This window comes from Shewanella sp. SP1S1-7, assembly GCF_031932105.1.
Classification (GTDB): domain Bacteria; phylum Pseudomonadota; class Gammaproteobacteria; order Enterobacterales; family Shewanellaceae; genus Shewanella; species Shewanella baltica.
Genome location: NZ_JAUOEU010000005.1, coordinates 134568 through 157353 on the forward strand (window position 1 = coordinate 134568; position 22786 = coordinate 157353).

Consider the following 22786-nt stretch of genomic DNA (forward strand, 5'->3'; position numbering starts at 1 on the left):
ACATTTCCCCTCGGAGTTGCCGCAGGGCGAATAGGCAAATTGCGTGAGTCTCGCCATGGATGGCGAGCTAGCTTTCGCAGGTGCAGGGATGCATCCTTCGGAAGCGATAGCAAATTTGGCAATGAGCCCAAGGGGCTTTCAACTCCGTTGGGGCGTCATGGAGCATCCAAGGAGGATAGGACGAGCAGTCCTCCTTGGTCGGGTGTGGGTTGAAGACCCACGACCTTGATTCACCTCGGCCGCTAGGCCGCAAAATTACCAGTTCACAACTTTGTGAAACGGCAAATTGTGAACCGACAAAGCTTCCCCATTGCTACCGCACTTCGCCAACATCTGTCAGCCAAGCCATCACTCAAAACAAGGTTGCACCAGCTCAAAACGCCCACTGCTGAACATTGAGCAAAATGCCAATAAGCACTGTGGCAACAAGCATAAGTGCCAAAGCATATTCACGAATTTGCAGGAGGAGTTGGGTATCTAAGAAAGAGAAAAGACACATCGTCCTGATGCAAGTGACTCGAATCGCGGGTACGCGATTAAAGCTCATCCTTGTTAAAAACCTAAGATAGCGACATAGCGTACACTTGTCTATAACTTTAGCATTACAAATCAAGTAATTAAGCAAGCACTGATTTAACAATGTTGATATGGCTGCATGTGACTAAACCTGTCGCCATCAAATAGCACTATCGCTTGATCTTGCAGTGGCATGAAGTCTCGCTGTGTCAGGCGGTCTGTTTTGGCAAGCGAGCCAATTTTGACATGGGAATTAGCCTCAAGTTAGCGAGTTACCCAAGGGGCTCTAACCTAAGGGCTCTGAACAAAATTCAGCCATAACATAACTGAGTTGAATCACAGTGCGAACATCACTGTAGAAGCCTGATAACACAGGTGCTACACACGAATTTAGCTTGATTAAAACTAAGGCGATTAGCGGTCTAAATTTGCATTTTCAGCCCTACATGCTAACGTGGCTAATGTAAATTTACATTCAGTGTTTATCAAAGTTATGTCGCAACAATCAATAAAAAGTCGATCGACAACAAGCCTATATCGGGCGATACCAAGCAGCGCGGCTGATATGACACGGAAGCACAACTGAGGTTGAGATATGGAACCATCTAATACATCACGCCGGACCTTTATCAAGCAATGTGTGATTGGCGGGGTTGCCGTATATTCGGCCCCTTTGTTGTGGGAAATGAGTCGCGCGAATGCGGCGATTGTCTCACCTGAACTGGCAGCCCAATGGCAAACTCAGGTTAATGGTCAATCCAAACCTAAGTTTCGTAATGACGGCATAGCGAAGGTCACAGGCCAAAAGGTCTATGGCCGTGATTACCGCGCTATGGACATGGAAGGCTGGCCCAAGCAGCAAGGTTACGCTTTTATCCTACGCGCCGCCGATGCATCCCATGTTTATCAAGGCTTTTCCCTCGACCACCTGCCCGCATCGGCTAAGCCCTATAAAGTGATTACCGCGGTCGATCTGGCCCGCGATAAGGTCAAGCTGCCCGATTTTTACGGTGACAACATGTTGCTGGCCGAAGGGCAAACCGCCGACTACTTAGGCCATGCGGTGGCGATATTATTGTTCGACAGTTTCCCCGCTTTTAAGCAAGCTAAGTCTTTACTGCAATTTGATCAGACCTTACTGCGCTTTGGTGAGCAAACGCCGTTTGTGTCGGACTCGAAAGACCCGTACGCCAGCTGGCGCCTTATTCGAGTAGAAGGTGAAAATGGCGCAAGGGAAGATTTATATAGCCCGCTCCACGATGGGCTGTTTTTCCCTAGCGTAAAAGATCGCAAGCCTGAATGGTTAGGCAATCCGAATGCCAAAGGGACAGTGTCTGAGCGCGGGCTTTATTATGCAGGCGAGATAGATAAGCAGATTGCTAGCGCCCAAGCCAATCAACAGTGGCAAGTTTTAGAGCGGGAATATCGCACCCAGATCATCGATCCTATGATGATGGAACCCGAAGCCTTTAACGGCTGGTATGACGCAACTAGCCAAACATTTCATACAGTGATTACCTCGCAGTCGCCACAGGACTTTCAAGAGATGGCAGTGCACATGCTGTTATCTGGCCCACTGGCAGGCAAGGTAAAACATCTGGTGGTGCACTCGCCTTATATCGGCGGTGGATTTGGCGCGAAAGACCATTCGATATTCCCCTATTACGGCGTGCTCGCGACCATTTATGCCAAGGGGCCAATCCGACTCGCCAATGACAGATTCGAGCAATTCCAATCTGGGCTTAAACGTCATCCGTTCATCATGAAAAGCCGCTTAGCGGTGGATAAATCGACCTTAAAAATCCAAGCCTTAACTTCACAGATGACAGTCGATGGCGGCGGACGCGTCAACTTTACCCCGTCTGTGACCTCGGTTGGCGCGACGGCGATGCAAAGCATTTACTACACACCGCGCAACGATATTATCGCCTCCGCCTATGCGTCGCGTAACCCAGATGCGGGTTCGATGCGCGGTTATGGCACGCTGCAATCGATGACGGCGATGGAATGCATGATCCACGAGATAGCCGACGAGTTAAAAGTTGATCCCTTTAAACTGCGCGCCGCCAACGTGATGGAATCCGGCCAGCGTAATACTCAAGGCGCAATTCCTAACGGTACTTTGCGTTACCGCGAAATGCTCGACATGGCCGAGCAAGCTCCTGTGTGGCAAAACCGCGCGGTGAATAAAAAGGACTATGAGGCCAAACATCCGGGGATGCGTTACGGCGTCGGTTTTGGTATCGCCACTAAAGATTATGGTACGGGCGCAGCAGCGCCAAGTGCGGCGGTTCGCCTAGCTAAAGACGGTAAAATCACCCTAGAAATCGGCTTTATCGAAATGGGCACAGGCACGCAAACCTCCCAAGCCGTCGTAATCAGCGATGCTCTAGGCAACTTTGCCGATGAAGTAAAACTCGCCGAAGTGGATATTTGGGATGCGATGCAATTAGTGCAAACCGATAATCCTTATATTATTTCGCAGCAACGCCAAGATGAAATGGCGGCCAATCCACGCTGGACGCCCGTTAAAGCCATGGCATCGTCGGCGTCTATGTCGGCCTATTACCAAAGCCATGTCAGCCGTATCGCCGCCGACGTGATCTACCGTCACGGCCTGTGGCCTGCAGCGGTATCGATTTGGAACGAGTTGTATTTTAACACCCCAATGGGCTCGACTAATTTGCATAACGCCCGCGATGGCCGCTGGGTTGATGGCAAGTTAACCGCCTTGGGCTTTCCGCCGCTGTCGATCGATATTCTCGCGAAACGCGCCCACGACATGGGCTTAGTGGTCGGCGTGATGGGCCATGCCTTTAATCGCTGGGCTTGGGCCGAAGCCGATTTCGACATTCTTGGCACTAAAGAACGTTTAGCACTCGATGCGCTGGCGTTGCAATACGGCGAAGGGAACGCGACGTTTGCGGCCACCTCCGACACGACTAAGAGTATCAAAGCGCGTCAAGCCAGCATGAAATCTAATGGCTATCACTTGATCGATCGTCAAGCCATGAGTTATCCCAAGGCCGAACTGAACAATGCCATGGTGACTTACTACGCCCCCTGCGCCACTTTGGTTGAAGTGGCCGTAAACGAAGGCAATGGCGAAGTCACGCTGCTGAGCTCTCATACTTGGTTAGAAGCGGGCAAAGTGATTGTTAAAGAATTAGTCGAAGGGCAAATTCAAGGTGGTCTTGCGATGGGAATTGGCCATGCACTGCATGAAGGCTTACCGCCATTTGAAGCAGGCGCCGGCAATGGTACGTGGAACCTCAATCGCTATCAGGTGCCGTTAGCGCGGCATGTGGGCGTGTGGGATCAACGTCATACCATATTGCCGCAGTTATCTGATAACGATCCCAGCCGTGGTATCGCCGAAGTGGTGATGATCCCTGTGGTCGCGGCGCTGATTGAAGCCGTGTATCAAGCAACCCATGTCCGCTTTTACGATTTACCTATGACAGCGAAAAAAATTAAGGAGGCCATGGCATGAGCCAGTCTATTAAACTGACCATTAATAACCAAGCCGTAGGCCCGATTGACGTCGCCGATGGTGTGATGATGATTGAGTTTCTACATGAATACTTGAACCTCACAGGCACTAAGTTTGGTTGCGGCGCAGGCGTATGCCACGCCTGTACAGTGATCGTCGACGACGAGCAAGGCATGAGTGAAGTGGTGCGTACCTGCATCAATGGTGTTGAGCGTTTCAATGGTAAACGCGTCCGCACTGTCGAAGGTCATGCTAGACAAAACTCCCTTGGCGAAATCACCGCCCTGAGCCCAGTGCAAGAGGCTTTTTTGGAGCATTTTTCGTTTCAATGTGGTTGGTGCACCTCGGGCTTTGTCAACGAATCGACCGCACTGCTTGAGCGATTAGAGCGACAACCTATCGCTAAAGATCAAGTTGAAAAAGTCGTTGAAGATGCCTTGAGTGAACACGTATGCCGCTGTACTGGCTACGTAAAATACTATGCGGCGGTCAAAGATCTGATCCTCAAAACTAAGGGGCTAACCCTGTGATGACATCAGCCAATCTGCGCTATTTCTCGCGCTATTTCCCGCACATTAGTAGGATAAAAAATCTGTTGAGCCACAATCTACTCCTGAGTTTAGGGCTAGGTTTACTCGCCTGTTCCAGCAGCGTTGCCGATGAAGGCGGCAATACGAATAACGACATCGCACGCGGCGCGTATCTGATGAAGATAGGCGACTGTGTGGCCTGCCATACTGCAGTCGGCGGGCGCGAACTCGCGGGCGGTTTACCGTTCGAAACGCCCTTTGGCGCTGTGTACTCAACCAATATCACCTCAGATAAAGAAACCGGGATTGGCAAATACAGTTACGAGGAGTTTTTTGATGCCATGCACCACGGTGTTGGCGTCAACGGCAACCTCTACCCTGCTATGCCCTACACGTCATACAGCCTGCTGACGGACGACGACACTAAGGCGATTTATGCCTATTTGATGAGTACTAAACCCATCAAGCAAGCCAATCGCGACAATGATGTTTACTTTCCGTTTAACCTGCGTTTTGGCCTAAAAGCTTGGAACTTGGTCGCCCACGATGCCAAGGAATTTACCCCGAACAAGGAAAAAAGCGAGCATTGGAATCGCGGCAATTACTTAGTCAATGCCCTAGGGCATTGCGGTGAATGCCACACCCCAAGAGACACGCTGTTTGCCATGGAGCAGGACAAGCACTTTGAGGGCGCGATTATCGAAGGGCTTGAAGCATCGGACATTCGCCCCGCCGAGCTTAACAGGCAGAACTGGACCCATGAGGATCTTAAGTCGCTGTTTACTGAAGGCTACTCCCGTAAAGGCACTGTCTTTGGCGGCATGTATCCCGTGGTGTATCACAGCTTTAGCCACTTGACCGAGGATGATATGCGCGCGGTCAGCAGTTATCTGCTCGATACCGACGAAGATATTAAACCACAAGCGCTCACCTTTAACGGCCATAAACCTGAACTGCCAGGTTATACACTCTACAAAGGTTACTGCGCCGGTTGCCATGGTCAAAATGGTGAAGGTCGCCCCAACGTCGCCCCAGCTATGGCTGGTAACGCCACCTTAGATAAGGCCAGTCCACACAATATCGTCGCCGTGATGCTAAAAGGTATTCAAAGCCAGCATTACAACGCCACCACCAGCTTTTATGCCATGCCGGGATATGCTGATGAGTTAAGCGACGAGCAGATTAAAGACTTAGCCAATTACCTAAGACTCACCTGGAGCACACAACCCGGTAATCTCGATGTGAAGACCATTCAAAGCTTGAAAGAAGTGATCCTCGAGCACGACTAACCCACATAGATATGTGGGAGATTTAAGATAAAAGCCGACGCTAGCGTCGGCTTTTGCTTGATTGATATAGAGCACGAAAATCTGTCAGTCAACGGCGTTTACTCTCACTAACCACGCAGTCGAGTATCGAAGAAGGCTAAGCTGCGCGCCCATGCGAGCTCGGCGGTGGCTTTATCGTATCGTCCTGTTGAGTCGTTATGGAAACCGTGATTCACATTCGGGTAAAGATAAGCGACATAATCGGCTTTATTGGTTTTTAGCTGGGTTTCATACTCGGCCCAAGTGTCGTTCACCCGCTGATCCAATCCAGCAAACTGCAACATTAGCGGCCCTTTCACGCGGCTACGCAGCTCTGCAGCGGCTGGCGTGCCATAGAAAGGTACACCAGCATTGAGCTCATCAGGAATCGTCGCGGCCAGCATATTGACGATATAGCCGCCAAAACAAAAGCCCACGGCACCGAGTTTGCCATTACTCTGGGGATGGGATTTTAAAAACTGCGCGGCGGCAATAAAGTCTTGCTCGATTTTGGCTCTGTCTAAACTGCTTTGCATGGCGCGGCCCGCATCATCATTGCCCGGATAACCACCGAGGGAATAAAGTGCATCGGGGGCGAAGGCGATATACCCCTGCGCCGCTAATCGGCGAGCCACATCTTCGATATAGGGATTTAGGCCACGATTCTCGTGCACCACCAATACCACGGCGGCTTTTTTAGTGGGATCTAAAGTCTTGGGCTCACCAGCGGCACTGCCAGCAAGCAATAACTCATTAGGTATTACTAAATAGCCGCGCCCTTCACCGTAGCCATTGGGCGAGGGAAATTTAACATAGCTGGCTTGAATACTCGGGTCGTTAAACGACACTTGTTCGGCAAGGGCATAGTTCGGCATGAGTGCGCCCGTGAGCGTTGTCAGGGTAAACCCTAGCGCCACTAGTCCTGCGAGCCGCCCCATAAACTCACGGCGATCGATAATGCCGTGGGCATATTCGTCATACCAGTCAAAGGCTTCCTGCGGTATCGGCTGCACTTTCTGGGCATGCATCTGACTTGTTTCTGCTACGGCTTGCTTGTCTTGCTGTGTCATCGTTATTCCTCCGTTGAACAAGCTAACCACAGGTCACTTCCCTAGCTTGTGGGTGTTAAGATTTAACTCAAGAGTAAAGGAAGAATCGTACTTAGGGCAACTGACTTTAACGTGTGCTGTTTTGTAAGCTTGGTTTGAAATAACACACGATTGGCACAAACGGCTGTCGGTTAAGGCTAGGCTAGCTTAAAATAGCGATTTAGATTCTAGAGGGCTTGGCGTGATACAACATAGAGCTAGCCAGATGGTGATATTTCACACTCTGGTAACCAGTGGCAGTTTTACCCAAGCGGCAGCTAAATTAAAAACCTCGACCTCCTATGTCAGCAAGCAAATTGGCGCGTTGGAAGCCGAGCTGAACTTACTGTTAGTGCAGCGCACCACTCGCACCTTAGTGTTAACTGACGCGGGCCAGCAGTTTGCGCGTTATTGTGAGCAAGTGTTTGAAGCGACGCAAAATGCCGATGCCATGATGCTGGATGCCCGCGACGACATTAGCGGCACGATTCGCCTAGGTTCCTCTCAATCCTTTGGCACCTTACACATCATCCCAGCGCTGGAAGTGTTGCAGGAAAAATATCCCGAATTGCGATTTGAGCTGAGCCTGTTCGACCATAAGGCCGATATGCTAGAAGAAGGCCTCGATCTGTGGATCACTAACCATGAACAGCTGAACGAAGGTTATATCGCCCAGCACCTCGCCGAGACTAACTTTGTGGTGGTCGCCTCCCCCGATTATTTACTCAAGCACGGCATCCCACACCATCCACGGGAGTTAGCTCAGTACAATTGTGTTATCTATCAAAGTAAAAGCCGTAATTATGATCGCTGGAGTTTTGCTAAGGATGACCTTGAGCAAACCGTCAATGTCGCGGGAAATTACCGTGTCGACTTAGCCGAAGCTGTGCGCAATGCTGTGATTGCAGGAAGAGGTATAGGCTATGTGGCCACTTACTTGCTCAGCGATGAGTTTCAAAGCGGCAAGCTCATTCAACTCTTACCCGATTGGAAACCTCTGCAACAGATGCCCGTTTATGTGGTTTACCCAAGGCGGCGCCATTTACCGACTAAGTACAAAGTAATTATCGAATGTTTAAAGTCCCATATCGGCCACCCGCCCTACTGGGATAAAAAGCTCAAACCTTGGTTAGGTAAGACAGTCATTTAAACTGCAACCACTTAAACTGCAGCCACTTAAGCTACTGTCATTTAAGCAACAGCCACTTAAGCTGCATTTCAAACCAGCACTGACTACTGCACCAGCCTAAAGCCGTCTGTGGCGTGATGTCTATTATTGCCGCAGACACAAATATTATTTCTTCTGGGCAACAGTAGCCAAAATCGTTTTTATTATCCAGCATAAACAGCAACTTAAATAGTTGCAATTTTCGACGCTTTTATCGTAACAGCCCAGTAACGCCCTCGACTTGCCCTTACGCTGACTCGGCCTACAATGCGCGACTTCTTCTATCACTCAAAAGAATAAACCCATTATGACCGCGATATTAGGCATGATTAGCATCTTGTTTTTTGCTTGGTTACTGTCAGTGAACCGCAAGAACATTCCCTACCGCACTGTGATTTTAGCCCTAGGCCTACAAATTATATTTGCCCTGTTGGTGCTCTACGTCCCTGCGGGTAAGGCCGTATTGCAGTCTGTTACGGCGGGCGTGTCGAGCGTGATAGCCTATGGCAACGAAGGGATTGGCTTTCTGTTTGGCGATCTCGCCACGGGTAAAGTCGGCTTCGTATTTGCGATCAATGTTTTAGGTATCATCATCTTCTTCTCGGCGCTGATTTCAGCTCTATACCATATTGGTCTTATGCCTAAGGTGATCAACATTATTGGTGGTGGCCTGCAGCGTTTATTGGGCACGGGCCGCGCCGAGTCTTTATCTGCCACGGCGAATATCTTCGTCGGCATGATTGAAGCGCCGCTGGTGATCAAACCTTATTTAAAGCACATGAGCGATTCGCAATTCTTCGCGGTAATGAGCTGTGGTTTAGCCTCAGTCGCGGGCGGCACCTTAGTGGGATATGCCGCTTTAGGTGTCGATCTTAACTATCTGATTGCCGCTGCCTTTATGTCAGCACCTGCGGGTCTGTTGATGGCAAAAATCCTCATGCCACCCAACGAAAATGACAAAAACAATTCAGATGAAATCACCTCAGTCGAACTGCCACGCGCCACCAATGTGGTTGAAGCCTTAGCCGATGGCGCTATGTCTGGCATGCGGATTTCAGTCGGGATTGGTGCCACTCTGCTAGCTTTTGTCAGCGTTATCGCCCTGTTGAACGGCATGTTAGGCGCTGTGGGTGAATGGTTCGGTTACCAGTTAAGCTTCGAATTTTTACTCGGTTATCTGTTCGCCCCTATGGCGTGGCTGCTGGGTATTCCTTGGCATGAAGCCATTACTGCGGGCTCACTGATTGGCCAAAAAATCGTGGTGAATGAGTTCGTGGCCTTTATCCAGTTAATGAAAGTCGAAGACCAACTGAGCGCCCATTCTCAGGCCGTAGTCACCTTTGCCCTGTGTGGTTTTGCGAACATTTCAACCATGGCAATTTTGATCGGTGGACTGGGTAGCATGGTGCCAGAGCGCCGTGAGTTTATCGCCCGTAATGGTTTTCGCGCCATTGCCGCTGGCGTATTCGCTAACCTCATGAGTGCGGCCATTGCCAGCGTGATCCTCTCGCTGTAGCTTGTTTTCGATAACAGCTTTCTGTCCTCGAGTATCAATCACTGATCTCGAGCATCGAAATAGAAACAGCGGATCCCAGCGTAAACCCAAATCAAGCACGCCTTGGTTTGGGTTTTGCTTTATCCCCCGCTTAATTATCCGCTTAAGCTCGTCTTTACTGCCGCAAGGCTGACCTAAACCTCGTCGCAAACAAAATAAGCACGGACAGTCTCTTTACCTTGCTTGCTCGCCTTTTAAGCTCACATTTTGATGACGTCGTTTTATTGCCTCAGATAGTTTTTGTGTATAATGTCGCCAAACCAAGATTAATACATTTACATTTCAATAACATGCGTAACCAAGGGAGCACAAATGGCCACAAGGAAATACAAGGCAGTTCACGCCGCAATCGTACTGACAGTGGCAAGTATCACACTCTTGTTAACCGCCTGCGATGACTCAACGACGTCCTCAGAATCGGTTACGGCGAATATACCCGCAGATCGCGAGTATCAGATTATTTCTACCATAAGCCTCAACGATGGTTTCGAAACTCGCAAAGTGTTGCAGGCACGATTACTGCTGGATTACCAATTACAAGATGTAGAGGGTAAGGCGGCCAGCTTGACCACACCGTTAACCCATAACGCCCGCTTTTTTATCCAACCTAATATGTTGCAAATTAGCGATTATGGCATGCCGATCCCGGTGAGTAATATTGACCCCAAAGGCAAGTCCAATGAAATCTTTCAGTTGGTTAAAGATGGCTTTAATGTGGAATTTAGTAATGGTGAAGTCCGCGAACTGACCCCCATTGCCAAGATGGATCAAAAAGATATCAAGGAGTTATTTGAGCGCTGGCAAAATCTTAATCACTTGTTTAAACAAGCCCCAACCTTGCCTGTAGCGCTTGAGCCTAGCGTCGGTTATAGCATCAACGCCCCCATGGATGGGCGCTTAACTTGGACGGTTGAGCAAGTAAGTGAAGATAAGTTGATCGCCGTATTACAAGGGGAGAAAGACAAGTATAAGGCCTATGGCAAGTTCGAAGTTAACCGCAAAACGGGTTGGTTAGAGAGCATGGCGTTTTTTCAACGGGAAGAGCGCCAAGGGCGTACCTTTACCCACCGAACCGTAATGGCGCCTAAGGAGAGGCCGTATATCATGAGCACGCTTTGGCATGCCGATGATAGCTTTGATGCTGAGCGCGATAGGGATGATAGGCAAAAGGAGCTGTACCGCATTAGCGATATACCGCAGGAATATCGCCCCAATAATGAGGCATTTATAAAATCCTTATTACCTGATCAACAAGGTATTTTAGATAATCTTGGCCCTTGGGGCACTGATACCCCTGAAGATCTGCAATTGCGCTTTGTCCACAATATGAGTCCGCAATATGTGGAAGCCGATGTGCGTTATGAGGACTTAACCGCCTATGACGCAAACGGCAAACCGATTGACATTCACTTCTGGCAGCACGGTAAAGGTTGGGCGAGGAATTACCATCCCTCGATTGAGTCTTCAACCGATATTATTGCGACTGGGTGGGATAACACAGCGAATAAACTCAAACAGATAGACCATATTACTGCCAAGCTAACACTTATCCCACAGACGAATAAGATAGTCGAAAAGTCGTGGGATGAACTGCTGGCAACACCTTACACGGTTGGCGATGCCAGCCTAACAATCCAAGTGCTCGATGCCGAGGCGAAACTCTTTAAAGTCGTGTCAAAGCAGAGTGAGGATCAGAGTATTAATCTGCCTTTCCAACAATTTAAAGGCATGATGGCTGAGGCCCGTCGCGAAGGAAATTATCCCTCTTGGCTAACGGCGACGGAAAAGGAACTGCTAGAGCAATTGATTGGAGCCGATGAGAGCCATCACCTCACCAGCAACACACTGTTACTCAAGCTGGATGAAATTCCTAAAACCCTGATGTTAATTGAGCAACAACCCCAGCCGGAGTTGACTCAAACCAAAACGATCCGCTTTGTACAATTTAGCGACTACAACAAAAATCTGGCGAATCCTCCCACCGAGTTTGGTAACGCTGGCCTAGGTAGCTTTATCAATCCAGCGCTAGATGCTGCAAAAAATGAGTTCAGTACGATCCAAGGGATAAAACCTGTAACTGACAATGGTCATAATCTGTATATTCCCATGTCAGCTGCCTTGGCAACCGCCTGCAAACCTGAAATAGATCAAGGTTTTAATGAGGGTAAAAATCCCGTCACTTGGCAGTTTGATCCCAACGCCCCAAACGGGGCAGCCTATAGTTTGATGACCCCAGACCGCGTGCGGCAGTTTTTCTACGATAAACAGATCAAGGGCAAGATCCATTGCCAAGGTGATATTCACTGGCAGCCTTTAGAACTGGCTGTAACCGACCGCCCTTGGTTAATCGATTTAGAGTCTTGGCTGACGCAAACCGGATATGGCAATGAGCCAAGTAGCGATCTTAAAAATTACTTTAAGGTCGAAGATGCCCAAGGCAACCTGTTAACCATTCGACTCCCCGAAAATACTGAGCAGCGGATAAACGAGGTGCTGGTCGATGGCCGTTATTTGAGTATTGCAGGCCCCGCCGCCAAGGTGAGTTATATGACGATCGCCAAAGAGCCCGTCGATATCCCCTATGAATTCACCTTTAAACCTTTGCCATAAAAAGGAGCGGTTATGCGTATATTTACAGTAAAACGGCTCCTTGGAGCACTCGTACTTATCAGTACCCATGCCAATGCAGAAAACGTGCTGCTCGATGCCCATTGGAAGGTTGTCAAAGATGAAAAACAGGCTTTGTACTATTTTGAGCAACCCGTTAACCTGACAGATGGCTACTATAAGGTCAAGGTTTACTACAAAGAAAAGAATAAGCTTTTCTGCTCAACGGCCATCGCCGATAAAAATATCGGTAAGGCCCTCACTAGCGAGCAATTTCGCGGGCCCTATCAATGTAACTTCGACGATGGAAAGCCCTACGAACAGGGCTTTCGTAACGCACAAGGTCAGCTCGATGGCGTAATCAAAAAGTACATTGCCACTGGCCAATTATATACTGAGTCACACTATGAAAATGGTGTGAAACAAGGCCCTGAAACGGGTTATTGGAATGGCGGCAATATCCGCTACAAAACCGATTTTAAAGATGGTCAACAAGTCGGCATCAGCGAACATTTTGGCCCCGAAGGCGAAGTCACTGCCAAAATTTGCCATGACCCTACCTGTGTGAGCCAATACTTTAACCTTGGCAAACTTAACCGTGAGGAGCACAAGGTCGATGGCCTACTGCAAGGCACTGAGACCACTTGGGGGTTGAACGGGCAAGTCATCTCGACCCAAGAGTGGCTTAAGGATAAAAAACACGGCGACTATTTTGAATATTTTGACAATGGTAAGGTAAAGCGGCACTTTCAATATCAACAGAATTATAAGGTCGGTGAGCAACTGGCTTACTATGAAAATGGCCAACTCAAATTAAAGGAAGTGACCAACGATAAGGGGGATGTCCTCCAAGCCATCGAATACGATGACCAAGGGCAAATTAAAAAAACCACAGACAGCAAATACCAAGGTAATCGCTGGGTTTATCGTAAACAGCAGCGCTATCGCGATGGCCAATTGATTGAGACTCAAGAAGAAGACAAACTCAAAAACTGGTCACTCTCCGAAACCTTCAAAAAAGGCTTGTTAATCGAACGCCAGGAGCGACTCAATAACCAATTGAATGGTTTACAGATCAAGTCCTTTGACTACAACGATGTCATCACCCTCTCCCGCGAATATTATGAGGTGGGTAAGCGTGAAGGCGCCTATGAAACGGTAAAAATTGAGCCTGCCACAGGGAAAACTCAGCTAGTAGAGCAAGGTCAATATGCCAAGGATAAACAAGCAGGCACTTGGAAGAAATTTCAAGACGACGCCACCCTCACCTATAGCCACGATGATAATGGTGAGCTCCACGGTGAATACCATAACGAGACCAACTCAGGCCAGTTGCTTGAGTCAATTCACTTTAAACATGGCAAGCCCGATGGTTTAGTCCAGCGTTACGCCAATAATGGCCAAGTGTATGAAAAAGGCGTATACCGCAATGGTCAACAGGATGGCGATTGGATATTTACCGATGGTGAGTTCGGTTTTCGCCCAATACCCAACCCTGAAAGACGTTATTGGTATGGTCGCTATGACCAAGGCAAACAAGTCGGCCATTGGGAATTGCGCTCATCTGAAGACTATGTGCTCCAAATCGCCAAATATGACGAACTAGGCAGGCTTGATGGTAAACAATACGAGTTTGAGGATCATGGCTGGATACGGGTGATTAATAGCTACCATAATGGCCAGTTTTTAAATCAGGAAATGCCACCCCCTGTGGTCACTTCTGATGATGTTTTCCCTCGGTTTTAGCTTAAGCCTAGACGCTGTGCACTGCATTGAGTGCACAGCGCAATAGATAAACCAAGCAGTTTAAAATTAGGATTCTTATATAGGCCGCACATACCTTGGCCTTAAGACCCAGAACAAGGAATCAGCATGTTCAATACCCCATTTCGCGTGATTAGCCTCGCCATTGCAGGGGCTAGTATAGTGAGTCTCCATGCGCAGGCAGCGCAAAACCTCTCCTCCATGATGGTCGAAATTCGTCAGCAAGACGGAATACCCAGCTATTACAATCTCGCCACTGGCATGCCCTTAAATGGCGATATCGCCATAGTCCGCGATAACCAAGGATATACCTTAGGGCAGTTTTCCGAAGGGATACCTAATGGCAAATGGCAAGTATTTCATACTAATAACAGCAAGCTTATCGAAGGAAACTACCTGCAAGGTTATCAAGATGGCACTTGGCGACTGTTCGATTTAAGCGGTGCAGTCACAGAGGAGCAGCAATTTACCAAAGGCGTGCCCACGGACGAATGGAAGGAATACAACAGCAGCGGCCAACTCACCCAAACAACGCGCTATAAAGACGGTAAAAAAGAGCAGGTAAAACGCTTCTATGCCAGTGGTAAACTGCAAGCCCAAGAAAGCTACCTCGATAACCTGCGCCACGGTAAATGGGAAAGTTTCTATGAAAACGGCACCTTATCCCAAAGCCAAAGCTATGCGAACAACCAACTCTCCGGCCCCTATTTAGAGCAAAATCCCGATGGGCAAGCCTCTGTGACTGGCCGCTTCGATGCCGAAGGTCGCCGCCAAGGATTGTGGGAAACCTTCTTCGACGACGGAACTAAATCGAGTGCCAGCCAGTTCAACCTTAATCAGCTCGATGGTGAAGAACGGACGTTTTACCCCAATGGCGAACTCGCTAGCCTCTGCCAATATAAGGCAGGGCAACGCCAAGGCAAGTGTCAGCAATTTAACGATGCGGGTAAATTACAAGTTGAAGAACAGTATGTTAACGACGCTTTAGATGGGCAGCAGCAATATTTTAATGCCGAAGGAAACCTCACCAGCGATCTCAACTATAAGCAGAACCAACTTGCCGGTACGCAAAAGTATTTCTACGACAACGGCCAACTTAAAGAACTGCGCAGCTATCAAGACTCAAAGCTGGCTGAGAATGGCCAGTATCCGCTTCATGGCCCATCGGAGCGTTATGATGCCGAAGGTAATTTACTCGAAAAAAGCCACTACGACATGGGCATTCGAGATGGGCTATTTGAGCGCTATAGCGCAGGCAAACTGCAATCTTCTGAGCAATGGCAACAGGGGCAGCGACACGGTGAATCACGCCGTTACCATAGCAATGGTCAACTGCGCAGCTTAGATGAATATGTCGAAGGTAAACTGACGGGTAAATCCGAGTCCTACTTTGAGGATGGCACTGTTAATGAGCGGGGCAAACGCATTAATGGTCAATGGGTGGGTCAATATGAATCCTTTTATGACAATGGCAAACCTCGCGAACTCGCCCATTACGCCTCGGAGAAAAAGGAAAATGCCAGTCGTTATCCGCTCGATGGCCATTTTGCCCGTTGGTATGCCAATGGCGATCCTAATGAAGAAGGCGAATATCAAAACGGCAATAAACAAGGCTTATGGATCCAGTACAGCGAAGGCCAGAAACAGCGGGAGCAAACCTTCGCCGATGGCAAACTCAATGGTGATTATATTGAGTATTACCACGGACGTCGCCGTGTGGCAGGGCAATATCTCGACAATCAAAAAACGGGTCTGTGGATTGACTACCGCTACGAAGAAAAAGACCCTACCTATGGCACGATTCCAGAAGGGAATATCCAACAAAAAAGCCATTGGCAGGAAAACAAGCGTCACGGCGTTAGGGAGTTTTACAGCTTTAAGCAAGTGGTTTACCGCTCCGAAACCTATGATAAAAATGATAAAACAGGCCCGTATGCCGAATATTATCCCAATAATGGCCAGCTAAAACTCAGCGGCACTATGAATAAAGGCAATCAAACTGGGCTATGGGAAAGCTGGTTTGAGGATGGGATACAAGCGGCCAGCACTGAATTTTTAGACGGGCAAAACCATGGTCAATCGAAGGAATACTACAGTAACGGCCAACTCAAACTAGAGGCCACATATGCCAAAGGCTCGTTCGATGGTCAAGTTAAACAATATCACCAGAACGGTAAGCCACAACTCGTTGAAACCTGGGTTAAAGGCCAAAAAGAAGGCGATGCCAGCTATTATCACAATAATGGTAAGTTAGCCGAGCAAGGCACGTATCTGAGGGATCGCAAGGAAGGTCTATGGCAAAGCTTTTGGCCTAATGGCGAAAAACGCACCGAAGGCAGTTACATCAGTGACCGAGAGTCAGGGGATTGGAATCACTATGATCAACTCGGCAAACTGATTAAAACCGAGCACCACGGCTAACCTAGAAATGGGGTTTAGGATTAAAAAGCGATCTAGCTCAAATAATTATCCTTAACCCCAAATCTAAAAGAAGTTTCATGCAAAGTGTGCCATAACAAGTGTCTATACTAACGGCCTTTTTTCGCTTTGGACAAACTGCCTATGAAGACATTTATGAAAGACGAGTTCGCCCTGCTACTGGGAATACTGACCTTAGTATTCTTCAAAACCGGTGGCGATAGCCTACTCGCCGATGGCACTGCGCTCTCGACCTATATTCCTGCATCACTCGCCCTATTAGGCGTTGTCACTTGGGCTATCTTCTCAGTGGTGCGCCACTCTGATGCGCTAGCAATTAAGCTTGGCGATCCCTATGGCACCTTAATCTTAACCCTGTCGGTGATATCACTCGAAGTGGTGATGATCTCCTCCGTGATGCTGACAGGAGAACCTAACCCTGTGATGGCGCGCGACACTATGTTCGCCGTGGTCATGTTGATTATCAATGGCTTAGTGGGATTCACCTTATTACTTGGCGGCTGGCGTTACCACACCCAGCTTTTTAATTTAGATGGCGTAAAATCCTATTTGGTCGTCATTATCCCCCTCGCCTTACTCTGTTTAGTGCTGCCCAATTTTACCGAAGGCGGCACTATCGGCAGCATGTCTAAAGCCATGTCTTGGATGCTGATCATTATTTCGATTCTGCTCTATGGCGTATTTTTAGTCGTACAAACCAAGAGCCACAGTCATTTCTTTGTCGATGCCGATCATGAAGACCACGAGGAACACCACGGCATATTACGCAGTAATGCCTATCATACCGTGCTATTGATTGGTTACTTGCTTGTGGTGATCTTATTGGCAAAAACCTTAGCCATGCCAATCAATTACAGTGTCGCTACCTTAGGCGCACCGCAGGCATTAGGTGGCTTTATCGTGGCCTGTTTGATCTTGTCACCCGAAGCGGTGGGCGGATTTAAGGCGGCGTTAAACAATCAATTACAGCGGGCGATGAATCTGTACTTCGGCTCAGTGCTCGCCACGATTGCCCTTACCGTTCCCGCAGTATTAATTATTGGCGGCGTGATAGGTCAAGAAGTGCATTTAGGCTTGTCACCCGCCGACATGGTGCTGTTAATCACCAGTTTAATGGTCTGCAAGGTCAGCTTCAGCAGCGGTCGCACCAATGCCCTGCACGGCGCGACGCATATAGTGCTGTTTATCGTTTACTTGTTCTTAATGTTTGAACACGCCTAAACCTTCTTAAATCCAAAGCCGAGCGCGACTTATTTGCGTCTCGGCTTACGCTTTTTAACTGGGCTATGGCCCTCAATTTTCCGGGCCCCCTGAGCACCTCGAGCCCCCTGAGCCCGCTGAGCATAGCGCAGCGAAAGGTAACCCAACACTAACCCACTCAACAATCCGCCAATATGGGCAGCATTGTCCACTCCACCCAATAATCCTGCGACAAGACTTATGGTCACAAAAAATGCCAAGTTAATACTCAGTATCCAGTTGATATCCTGATGGAAAATCTTTTTCCAAGCCCAAATCACGAGTATTCCTAATAGCCCCATAATGGCGCCCGATGCACCGACACTCACAGTGGCATCATACCAACAGATACTGGCGATACTCGCCAATACCCCAGTGATCAAATACGCCAAAAATAGTCGCCACTTACCGAGTACAGGTTCAAGAAAGCTGCCGACAAAAAACAAGCCGTAAAGATTCAGCGCTAAGTGGGCTAAACCGCCATGGATAAAGGTACTCGTGATTAAGCGCCACCACTCACCAGCAAGCACTTTAGGTCGAAAGTTAGCCCCCCATTCGAGCATGAAACTACCCTGTAAATTAATAAAATGTTGGCTTGACCATGCCATAAGGATAAACACTAAAACATTGAGATACATCAGAATAGGAGTTGCAATAAAACCCGGCTTGGGCCGTATCATTTCAAAAAAATCGTTAAGCTCGGCGATTGTGCCCGCATGGTTCAAACGCTTTGTAACTGTTTCAGCTTTAAGCGCTTCTTCATCCAGTTTCACCCGTAGCAAGAGCACAAACCAGACTAAAGCACCTGCAACAAACCAAATCAGCATCCAAGCGAGTTTATTGCCATTACGGGCTTCAAATGGCTCAAACTTCGGCATAAAAATCGTTGGGTATTCAGCTTGATAAAGCGGACTTTTTTCCGCTGCGCTAAGTAAGTCTCTCTTAAGAGACGAAGGGGCTAATCGTTCAAGGTAAACAAACGTTTGCGGGTCAAACTTATCAAACTCACGTTGGGATTGAGTCAAAAACGCCTTGTATGCTTGTTCTTTTTCATCGGGTTCGAGTCTATTACTGATCTCCTGCTGATAAATTTTGCCATACCAGGCTAAGACAGAAGTTCGGCGACGATCGGCGCCACTCGCAAAAATCGGCATCGCAATATAGAGCGTCATATTCAAGTGACTGTTACTTTTTCCTGTAACCTCAATATTTCGCTGCACACCAATTTGCGTCTTATCAATATAAGCTTGCTGTAACTGGTAATACTGTGTCTTTTTATGCAGATACAATTCTTGGATCGATGCTAATTGGGTTAACTGCCCCGTTGCTGTTTTAAGATATTCCTGCGCAATAATACAAGGCACAGCCACGAGCTGCACGGCGAAAAGTAGATAGAAAAAGCGTGAATTATCCTTAACAAACTTCAGCAGTTTTAGCCTTGGCCTCAGAAAAACAAGCAACAAGAGCCATGACAGTATCAGCGGTAATCCAAAATTGACCAGATCTTCATCTATGCTAAAAAACTCAAATTTAATCAACAACAGCCAATGGATTAAGCTGTAGCCAGAGATAAATAACAGGCTCGTGAATAAGAAGGGAAAATAGATCAGTTGAAGTTTTTTTAGCAGTACATCCACGCGTATTTCTTCCTTGAGTACATCAATCACTATGGTAATAATACCACGGGGAATTTACCAAAAATCATCAAGGACTTACAGTATTAAAAAGCCAAAGGCCAGATGGATTGCTCATCTGGCCTTTGGTTTTTTATTCTTTATAAAGCCGTTAAAGCAAGAGAGTCGCTCCAGCTCGACGTCTAAGTAAAAGCCTAGCCCTAGGTCTCACTCAACTTAGCTAATTGCTGCTGGCTACGCTGTTTCTTATATTGCTTAGCTTCGGCTGGGATCGGGGTGACTTTACCTGTTTCTAACCAGTTACGTAAACGGTTTGCATCGGCTATATGGGTATATTTGCCGTAAGCATCGAGTACCACAAAGGCCACTTGGCGTTTTGCCATTTCGGTGCGCATCACTAAGCAATGCCCCGCTTCGTTAGTAAAACCGGTTTTGGTGAGATGGATATTCCAGTTATCTTTATAAACCAAACGGTTAGTGTTGCGGAAATCTAAACTGTATCTAGGTTTAGCAAAGGTGACCGTCTTTTTCTCGGTCGAACTCAATTGGCCTAGCATAGGGTAACCTTCACTGGCCTTAAGCAGCACAATTAGGTCGCTGGCGCTGGAGACGTTTTTGTACGACAAACCTGTCGGTTCAACATAACGGGTATTCTTCATGCCCAGTGCTTTAGCTTTGGCATTCATCGCCTTAATAAAGGCTTTATGCCCACCGGGATAATGGTGAGCAAGGCTGGCTGCTGCGCGGTTTTCTGATGACATTAAGGTCAGCAATAACATGTCTTTACGGCTAATTTCACTGCCGATACGCACTCTAGAATAGACGCCGCGCATTTCTTTGGTGTCGTTAATATTAACCGCTAACTTTTCGTCCATCGCCAGCTTTGCATCTAAGGTCACCATGGCCGTCATCAGCTTAGTCACTGAGGCGATGGGCACCACGGCATTAGGGTTACTCGAATATAAAACTTCATTGGTTTTAAGGTCGACCACCATAGCGCTACTCGATGCCACTTCTTGCTGTTTTGCAGGTGCTTTTTTAGCGGGTGCATTTTTGCTGGCATGTTTAGTAGTGACAGAGGCCGAATCGGCTGAATGCGCTGTCGCGGCAACAGTGAGACTGCTGCATACAAGGATAAAACTACTGAGCAGAAAACGGATCTTCATTTAGATTTCACTGAATAGATAAGGGATCGATTGTGCTATGGCACAAGGTTTGGCTAAGTATAGGAGTTCTACCGTGAAAGAAATAGAATGCAATTAGACTTTTATCTGCAAGATCAGCAGTTTCTCCTCAATTTTTATTATGTAAAACCAGCTTAACCTGTCACTAATCTTGAATAATCAAGCGGCTAGATCCAGTCTTTTGACTTACTACAGCGACTACGTCTTTAAAAGAGAGTTTTGGCAGTAGAATCATTGGCAATAAAAATAATGAACGACTTTTTACACTTTTAACAAAAGCGACTGCAGTTCAGGGATTTTAAGGATTGGAAGATGTGATTTATGGCGTATAAACGCATTAACATACGCCATAAATACCGAGATTGAGCCGTTATAGGCTAACGTAAAACAAATTCGAGCAATGCTTCAGTATCTTGGCTCTCTTGAATTAATTGACCCGTCAGCACAAACCCGTGTTTTAAGAGGACTCGCTGGGAGGCTAGATTATGCTTAGCCACTTCGGCAAAGAGTGGCCTCGCACTCACTAAAGGCAAAAATTGCGCTAAGGTTTGGGTCGCGATGCCTTTGCCCCAGTAATCACGGTCAATCCAATATCCTATCAGCGCTTGCCCGTCACTATGCCAATGGCCTATGTTGCCCACAAACTTGCCATCGAAATCGATAGCCCTCGCTAGCACATTGACTTGTCCAAGAATATTCCCATGCCAATGCTTAAAAAACGCTTCCCGATCCCTTGGTGGAAACTGTGCAAGCTGGTTAGCAATGGGATCGCTTTGATGGGCAAAAATCGCCTCAAGATCAGTTTCTTCAACCGGACGTAGACTCACGCTTTGTTGTGTTTTTAACGGTTTATCTCGCTCATTAGACATCTGTAATCATCCTGAATACTTTGTATTTCAACTGGGTACAGCATGCCATATTTAGGACGGGTCACAAGCAAAAAAAAAGGCGCATAACTGAGAAGGTGTTAGCGCCCGAAGAGGCAAACTTGCCAAAATTGAGGTGTGTCAATTCAAGCCATAAAACTCACACGATAGCATTCAAAGCCTAGATAAAGATCAAGGCAAACACGGGGGCGCCTAATACCATAGCGATACCAATAAAAATCATAGTCAAACTGGCGATAACGCCTTCTTGCTGACCGATTTCAGTGGCTTTTGCCGCGCCAGCACCGTGGGCCGAGGCGCCGAGTGCCACACCTTTACCTAACGAAGTACGAATCCGCATAAATTTGAATAACGGCTCACACACCAGCATGCCAATCACGCCTGTGATTAACACCATCATGGCCGTCAACTCAGGCACGCCGCCAAAGGCACTAGTGGCCTCCATCGCGAAGGGCGTCGACACCGAACGCACCAACAAACTCTTAGACAATTCCACCGGCAGAGGCACAAACTTCACCAGCAGCCATGAAGAAATCATCCCCAGAAATAATCCGGCCGTTACACCTAACCCTATCGTCAGCGGATATTGGCGGATCAAGTTACGCTCACGATAAATCGGCAAAGCAAAGGCGATAGTCGCGGGCGCTAACATGGCCATCAACCAATGGGTGTATTCAAAATAGGTTGGCAGCGGGATCTTAAGATTAAACACCAATAAGGTAATCACTATCGGCGCTAACACTATGGGCGCTAACCACCAGACTCTGTGGTACTTATAGAGACGCTTAGCGCCGAAGTAACAAAATACCGTCAGCAATAAACTAAATAGAGCTAATCCGGTCTGCGACAACACAAAATCCACCACTCTTGAGTCAGTCATAACTAAGCTGCCTTAGCGTGGCGACGGGCCTGCTTTTTGATGTTCAGTTGGCGCTCAAAACGAAACACTCTATCGACCACAAAACCAGTACCAAACATCACACACACACTGCCCATCACTAAGGTAAACAATATATTGGTACCGTATTGCTCAAACAAACCTTCGTACTTAATGACCGAAATCACTGGCGGGATAAAAAACAGCAATAACTCACCAATCAACCAAGCGGCGCCCAGTTGTACGGCATTTTCGGGAATGAGCTTAAAACCTAATAAAAATAAGAGTATGCCTAAGCCAATCACACTCCCAGGAATAGGCGAATGTGCCCAAGTGGCGAACCAATGACAAGCGAAGGACAGTAAACAGAAGAGGCCGATTTGGGTTAATAACAAAGCCCAATGTCGACACTGACGTATTGCGGCTTGTGGGAATGACATGATTTTCTCGGTTAGAACAAAGTTTTCTATGGGGCTATTCTAGGCTTGCTTATTTGAT

Annotated in this window: 16 protein-coding genes; 9 read left to right on the top strand and 7 right to left on the bottom strand. The window is 47.7% G+C overall.

The features are described from left to right. Positions 1 to 1111: 1111 nt before the first annotated feature. From Q4Q49_RS06285 to Q4Q49_RS06295, 3 genes are read left to right on the top strand one after another with little or no spacing between them, the layout of a single operon-like run. A complete protein-coding gene (locus tag Q4Q49_RS06285) occupies positions 1112 to 4009 on the top strand; it encodes a molybdopterin cofactor-binding domain-containing protein (RefSeq protein ID WP_311998912.1) in 2898 nt (965 codons plus the stop codon). Beyond that, on the top strand, positions 4006 to 4539 hold the full coding sequence (locus Q4Q49_RS06290; protein ID WP_106649631.1) for a (2Fe-2S)-binding protein: 534 nt from the start codon (positions 4006 to 4008) through the stop codon (positions 4537 to 4539). Before Q4Q49_RS06285 ends, Q4Q49_RS06290 begins: the two co-directional genes overlap by 4 nt. After that, positions 4539 to 5828: a cytochrome c gene (locus Q4Q49_RS06295; RefSeq protein ID WP_311998913.1), complete on the top strand. Its 1290-nt coding sequence runs from the start codon at positions 4539 to 4541 to the stop codon at positions 5826 to 5828. The genes Q4Q49_RS06290 and Q4Q49_RS06295 overlap by 1 nt, the downstream gene beginning before the upstream one ends. 107 nt (positions 5829 to 5935) lie before the next feature. Here the strand turns inward: Q4Q49_RS06295 and Q4Q49_RS06300 are convergent, their stop codons facing one another. Next, on the bottom strand, positions 5936 to 6916 hold the full coding sequence (locus Q4Q49_RS06300; protein ID WP_311998914.1) for a dienelactone hydrolase family protein: 981 nt from the start codon (positions 6914 to 6916) through the stop codon (positions 5936 to 5938). Between the two features lie 220 nt (positions 6917 to 7136). On the opposite strand from Q4Q49_RS06300, the gene Q4Q49_RS06305 reads away from it, so the two are divergent. Next, on the top strand, positions 7137 to 8084 hold the full coding sequence (locus Q4Q49_RS06305; RefSeq protein ID WP_311998915.1) for a LysR substrate-binding domain-containing protein: 948 nt from the start codon (positions 7137 to 7139) through the stop codon (positions 8082 to 8084). On the opposite strand, the gene Q4Q49_RS22175 is transcribed toward Q4Q49_RS06305, so the two are convergent. Then, positions 8064 to 8156 carry a pentapeptide repeat-containing protein gene (locus Q4Q49_RS22175; RefSeq protein WP_371824891.1) on the bottom strand — a complete coding sequence of 31 codons (93 nt, stop codon included), beginning with the start codon at positions 8154 to 8156 and terminating at the stop codon, positions 8064 to 8066. The two genes, Q4Q49_RS06305 and Q4Q49_RS22175, sit on opposite strands and share 21 nt — an antisense overlap. Before the next feature lie 253 nt (positions 8157 to 8409). Here Q4Q49_RS22175 and Q4Q49_RS06310 point away from each other — a divergent pair, with 253 nt between their 5' ends. The 5 genes from Q4Q49_RS06310 to Q4Q49_RS06330 all read left to right on the top strand — a co-directional run bounded on the left by Q4Q49_RS06310 (position 8410) and on the right by Q4Q49_RS06330 (position 17688). After that, a complete protein-coding gene (locus tag Q4Q49_RS06310; protein WP_012088411.1) occupies positions 8410 to 9618 on the top strand; it encodes a NupC/NupG family nucleoside CNT transporter in 1209 nt (402 codons plus the stop codon). Positions 9619 to 9969: 351 nt separating this feature from the next. After that, on the top strand, positions 9970 to 12267 hold the full coding sequence (locus tag Q4Q49_RS06315; RefSeq protein WP_311998916.1) for a hypothetical protein: 2298 nt from the start codon (positions 9970 to 9972) through the stop codon (positions 12265 to 12267). A 12-nt stretch (positions 12268 to 12279) separates the two neighbouring features. After that, the gene (locus Q4Q49_RS06320; RefSeq protein WP_311998917.1) at positions 12280 to 14010 is read left to right on the top strand and encodes a hypothetical protein; all 1731 of its coding nucleotides are present in this window, start codon (positions 12280 to 12282) and stop codon (positions 14008 to 14010) included. Between the two features lie 126 nt (positions 14011 to 14136). Beyond that, on the top strand, positions 14137 to 16449 hold the full coding sequence (locus Q4Q49_RS06325; RefSeq protein ID WP_311998918.1) for a hypothetical protein: 2313 nt from the start codon (positions 14137 to 14139) through the stop codon (positions 16447 to 16449). A gap of 141 nt (positions 16450 to 16590) precedes the next feature. Further along, positions 16591 to 17688, top strand: coding sequence for a calcium:proton antiporter (locus Q4Q49_RS06330; RefSeq protein ID WP_311998919.1), 1098 nt, complete (start codon positions 16591 to 16593; stop codon positions 17686 to 17688). Positions 17689 to 17717: 29 nt separating this feature from the next. Here Q4Q49_RS06330 and Q4Q49_RS06335 read toward each other — a convergent pair whose 3' ends face one another. From Q4Q49_RS06335 to Q4Q49_RS06355, 5 genes are all read right to left on the bottom strand, one after another. Further along, a complete protein-coding gene (locus Q4Q49_RS06335; RefSeq protein ID WP_311998920.1) occupies positions 17718 to 19343 on the bottom strand; it encodes a rhomboid family intramembrane serine protease in 1626 nt (541 codons plus the stop codon). A gap of 197 nt (positions 19344 to 19540) precedes the next feature. After that, the gene (gene pbpG / locus Q4Q49_RS06340) at positions 19541 to 20506 is read right to left on the bottom strand and encodes a D-alanyl-D-alanine endopeptidase (RefSeq protein WP_006082859.1); all 966 of its coding nucleotides are present in this window, start codon (positions 20504 to 20506) and stop codon (positions 19541 to 19543) included. A gap of 395 nt (positions 20507 to 20901) precedes the next feature. Beyond that, positions 20902 to 21393, bottom strand: coding sequence for a GNAT family N-acetyltransferase (locus tag Q4Q49_RS06345; RefSeq protein WP_311889624.1), 492 nt, complete (start codon positions 21391 to 21393; stop codon positions 20902 to 20904). Positions 21394 to 21571: 178 nt separating this feature from the next. Further along, positions 21572 to 22291 carry an LrgB family protein gene (locus Q4Q49_RS06350; RefSeq protein WP_006082861.1) on the bottom strand — a complete coding sequence of 240 codons (720 nt, stop codon included), beginning with the start codon at positions 22289 to 22291 and terminating at the stop codon, positions 21572 to 21574. Between the two features lie 2 nt (positions 22292 to 22293). After that, positions 22294 to 22728: a CidA/LrgA family protein gene (locus Q4Q49_RS06355; protein WP_006082862.1), complete on the bottom strand. Its 435-nt coding sequence runs from the start codon at positions 22726 to 22728 to the stop codon at positions 22294 to 22296. Between the last annotated feature and the right edge of the window lie 58 nt (positions 22729 to 22786).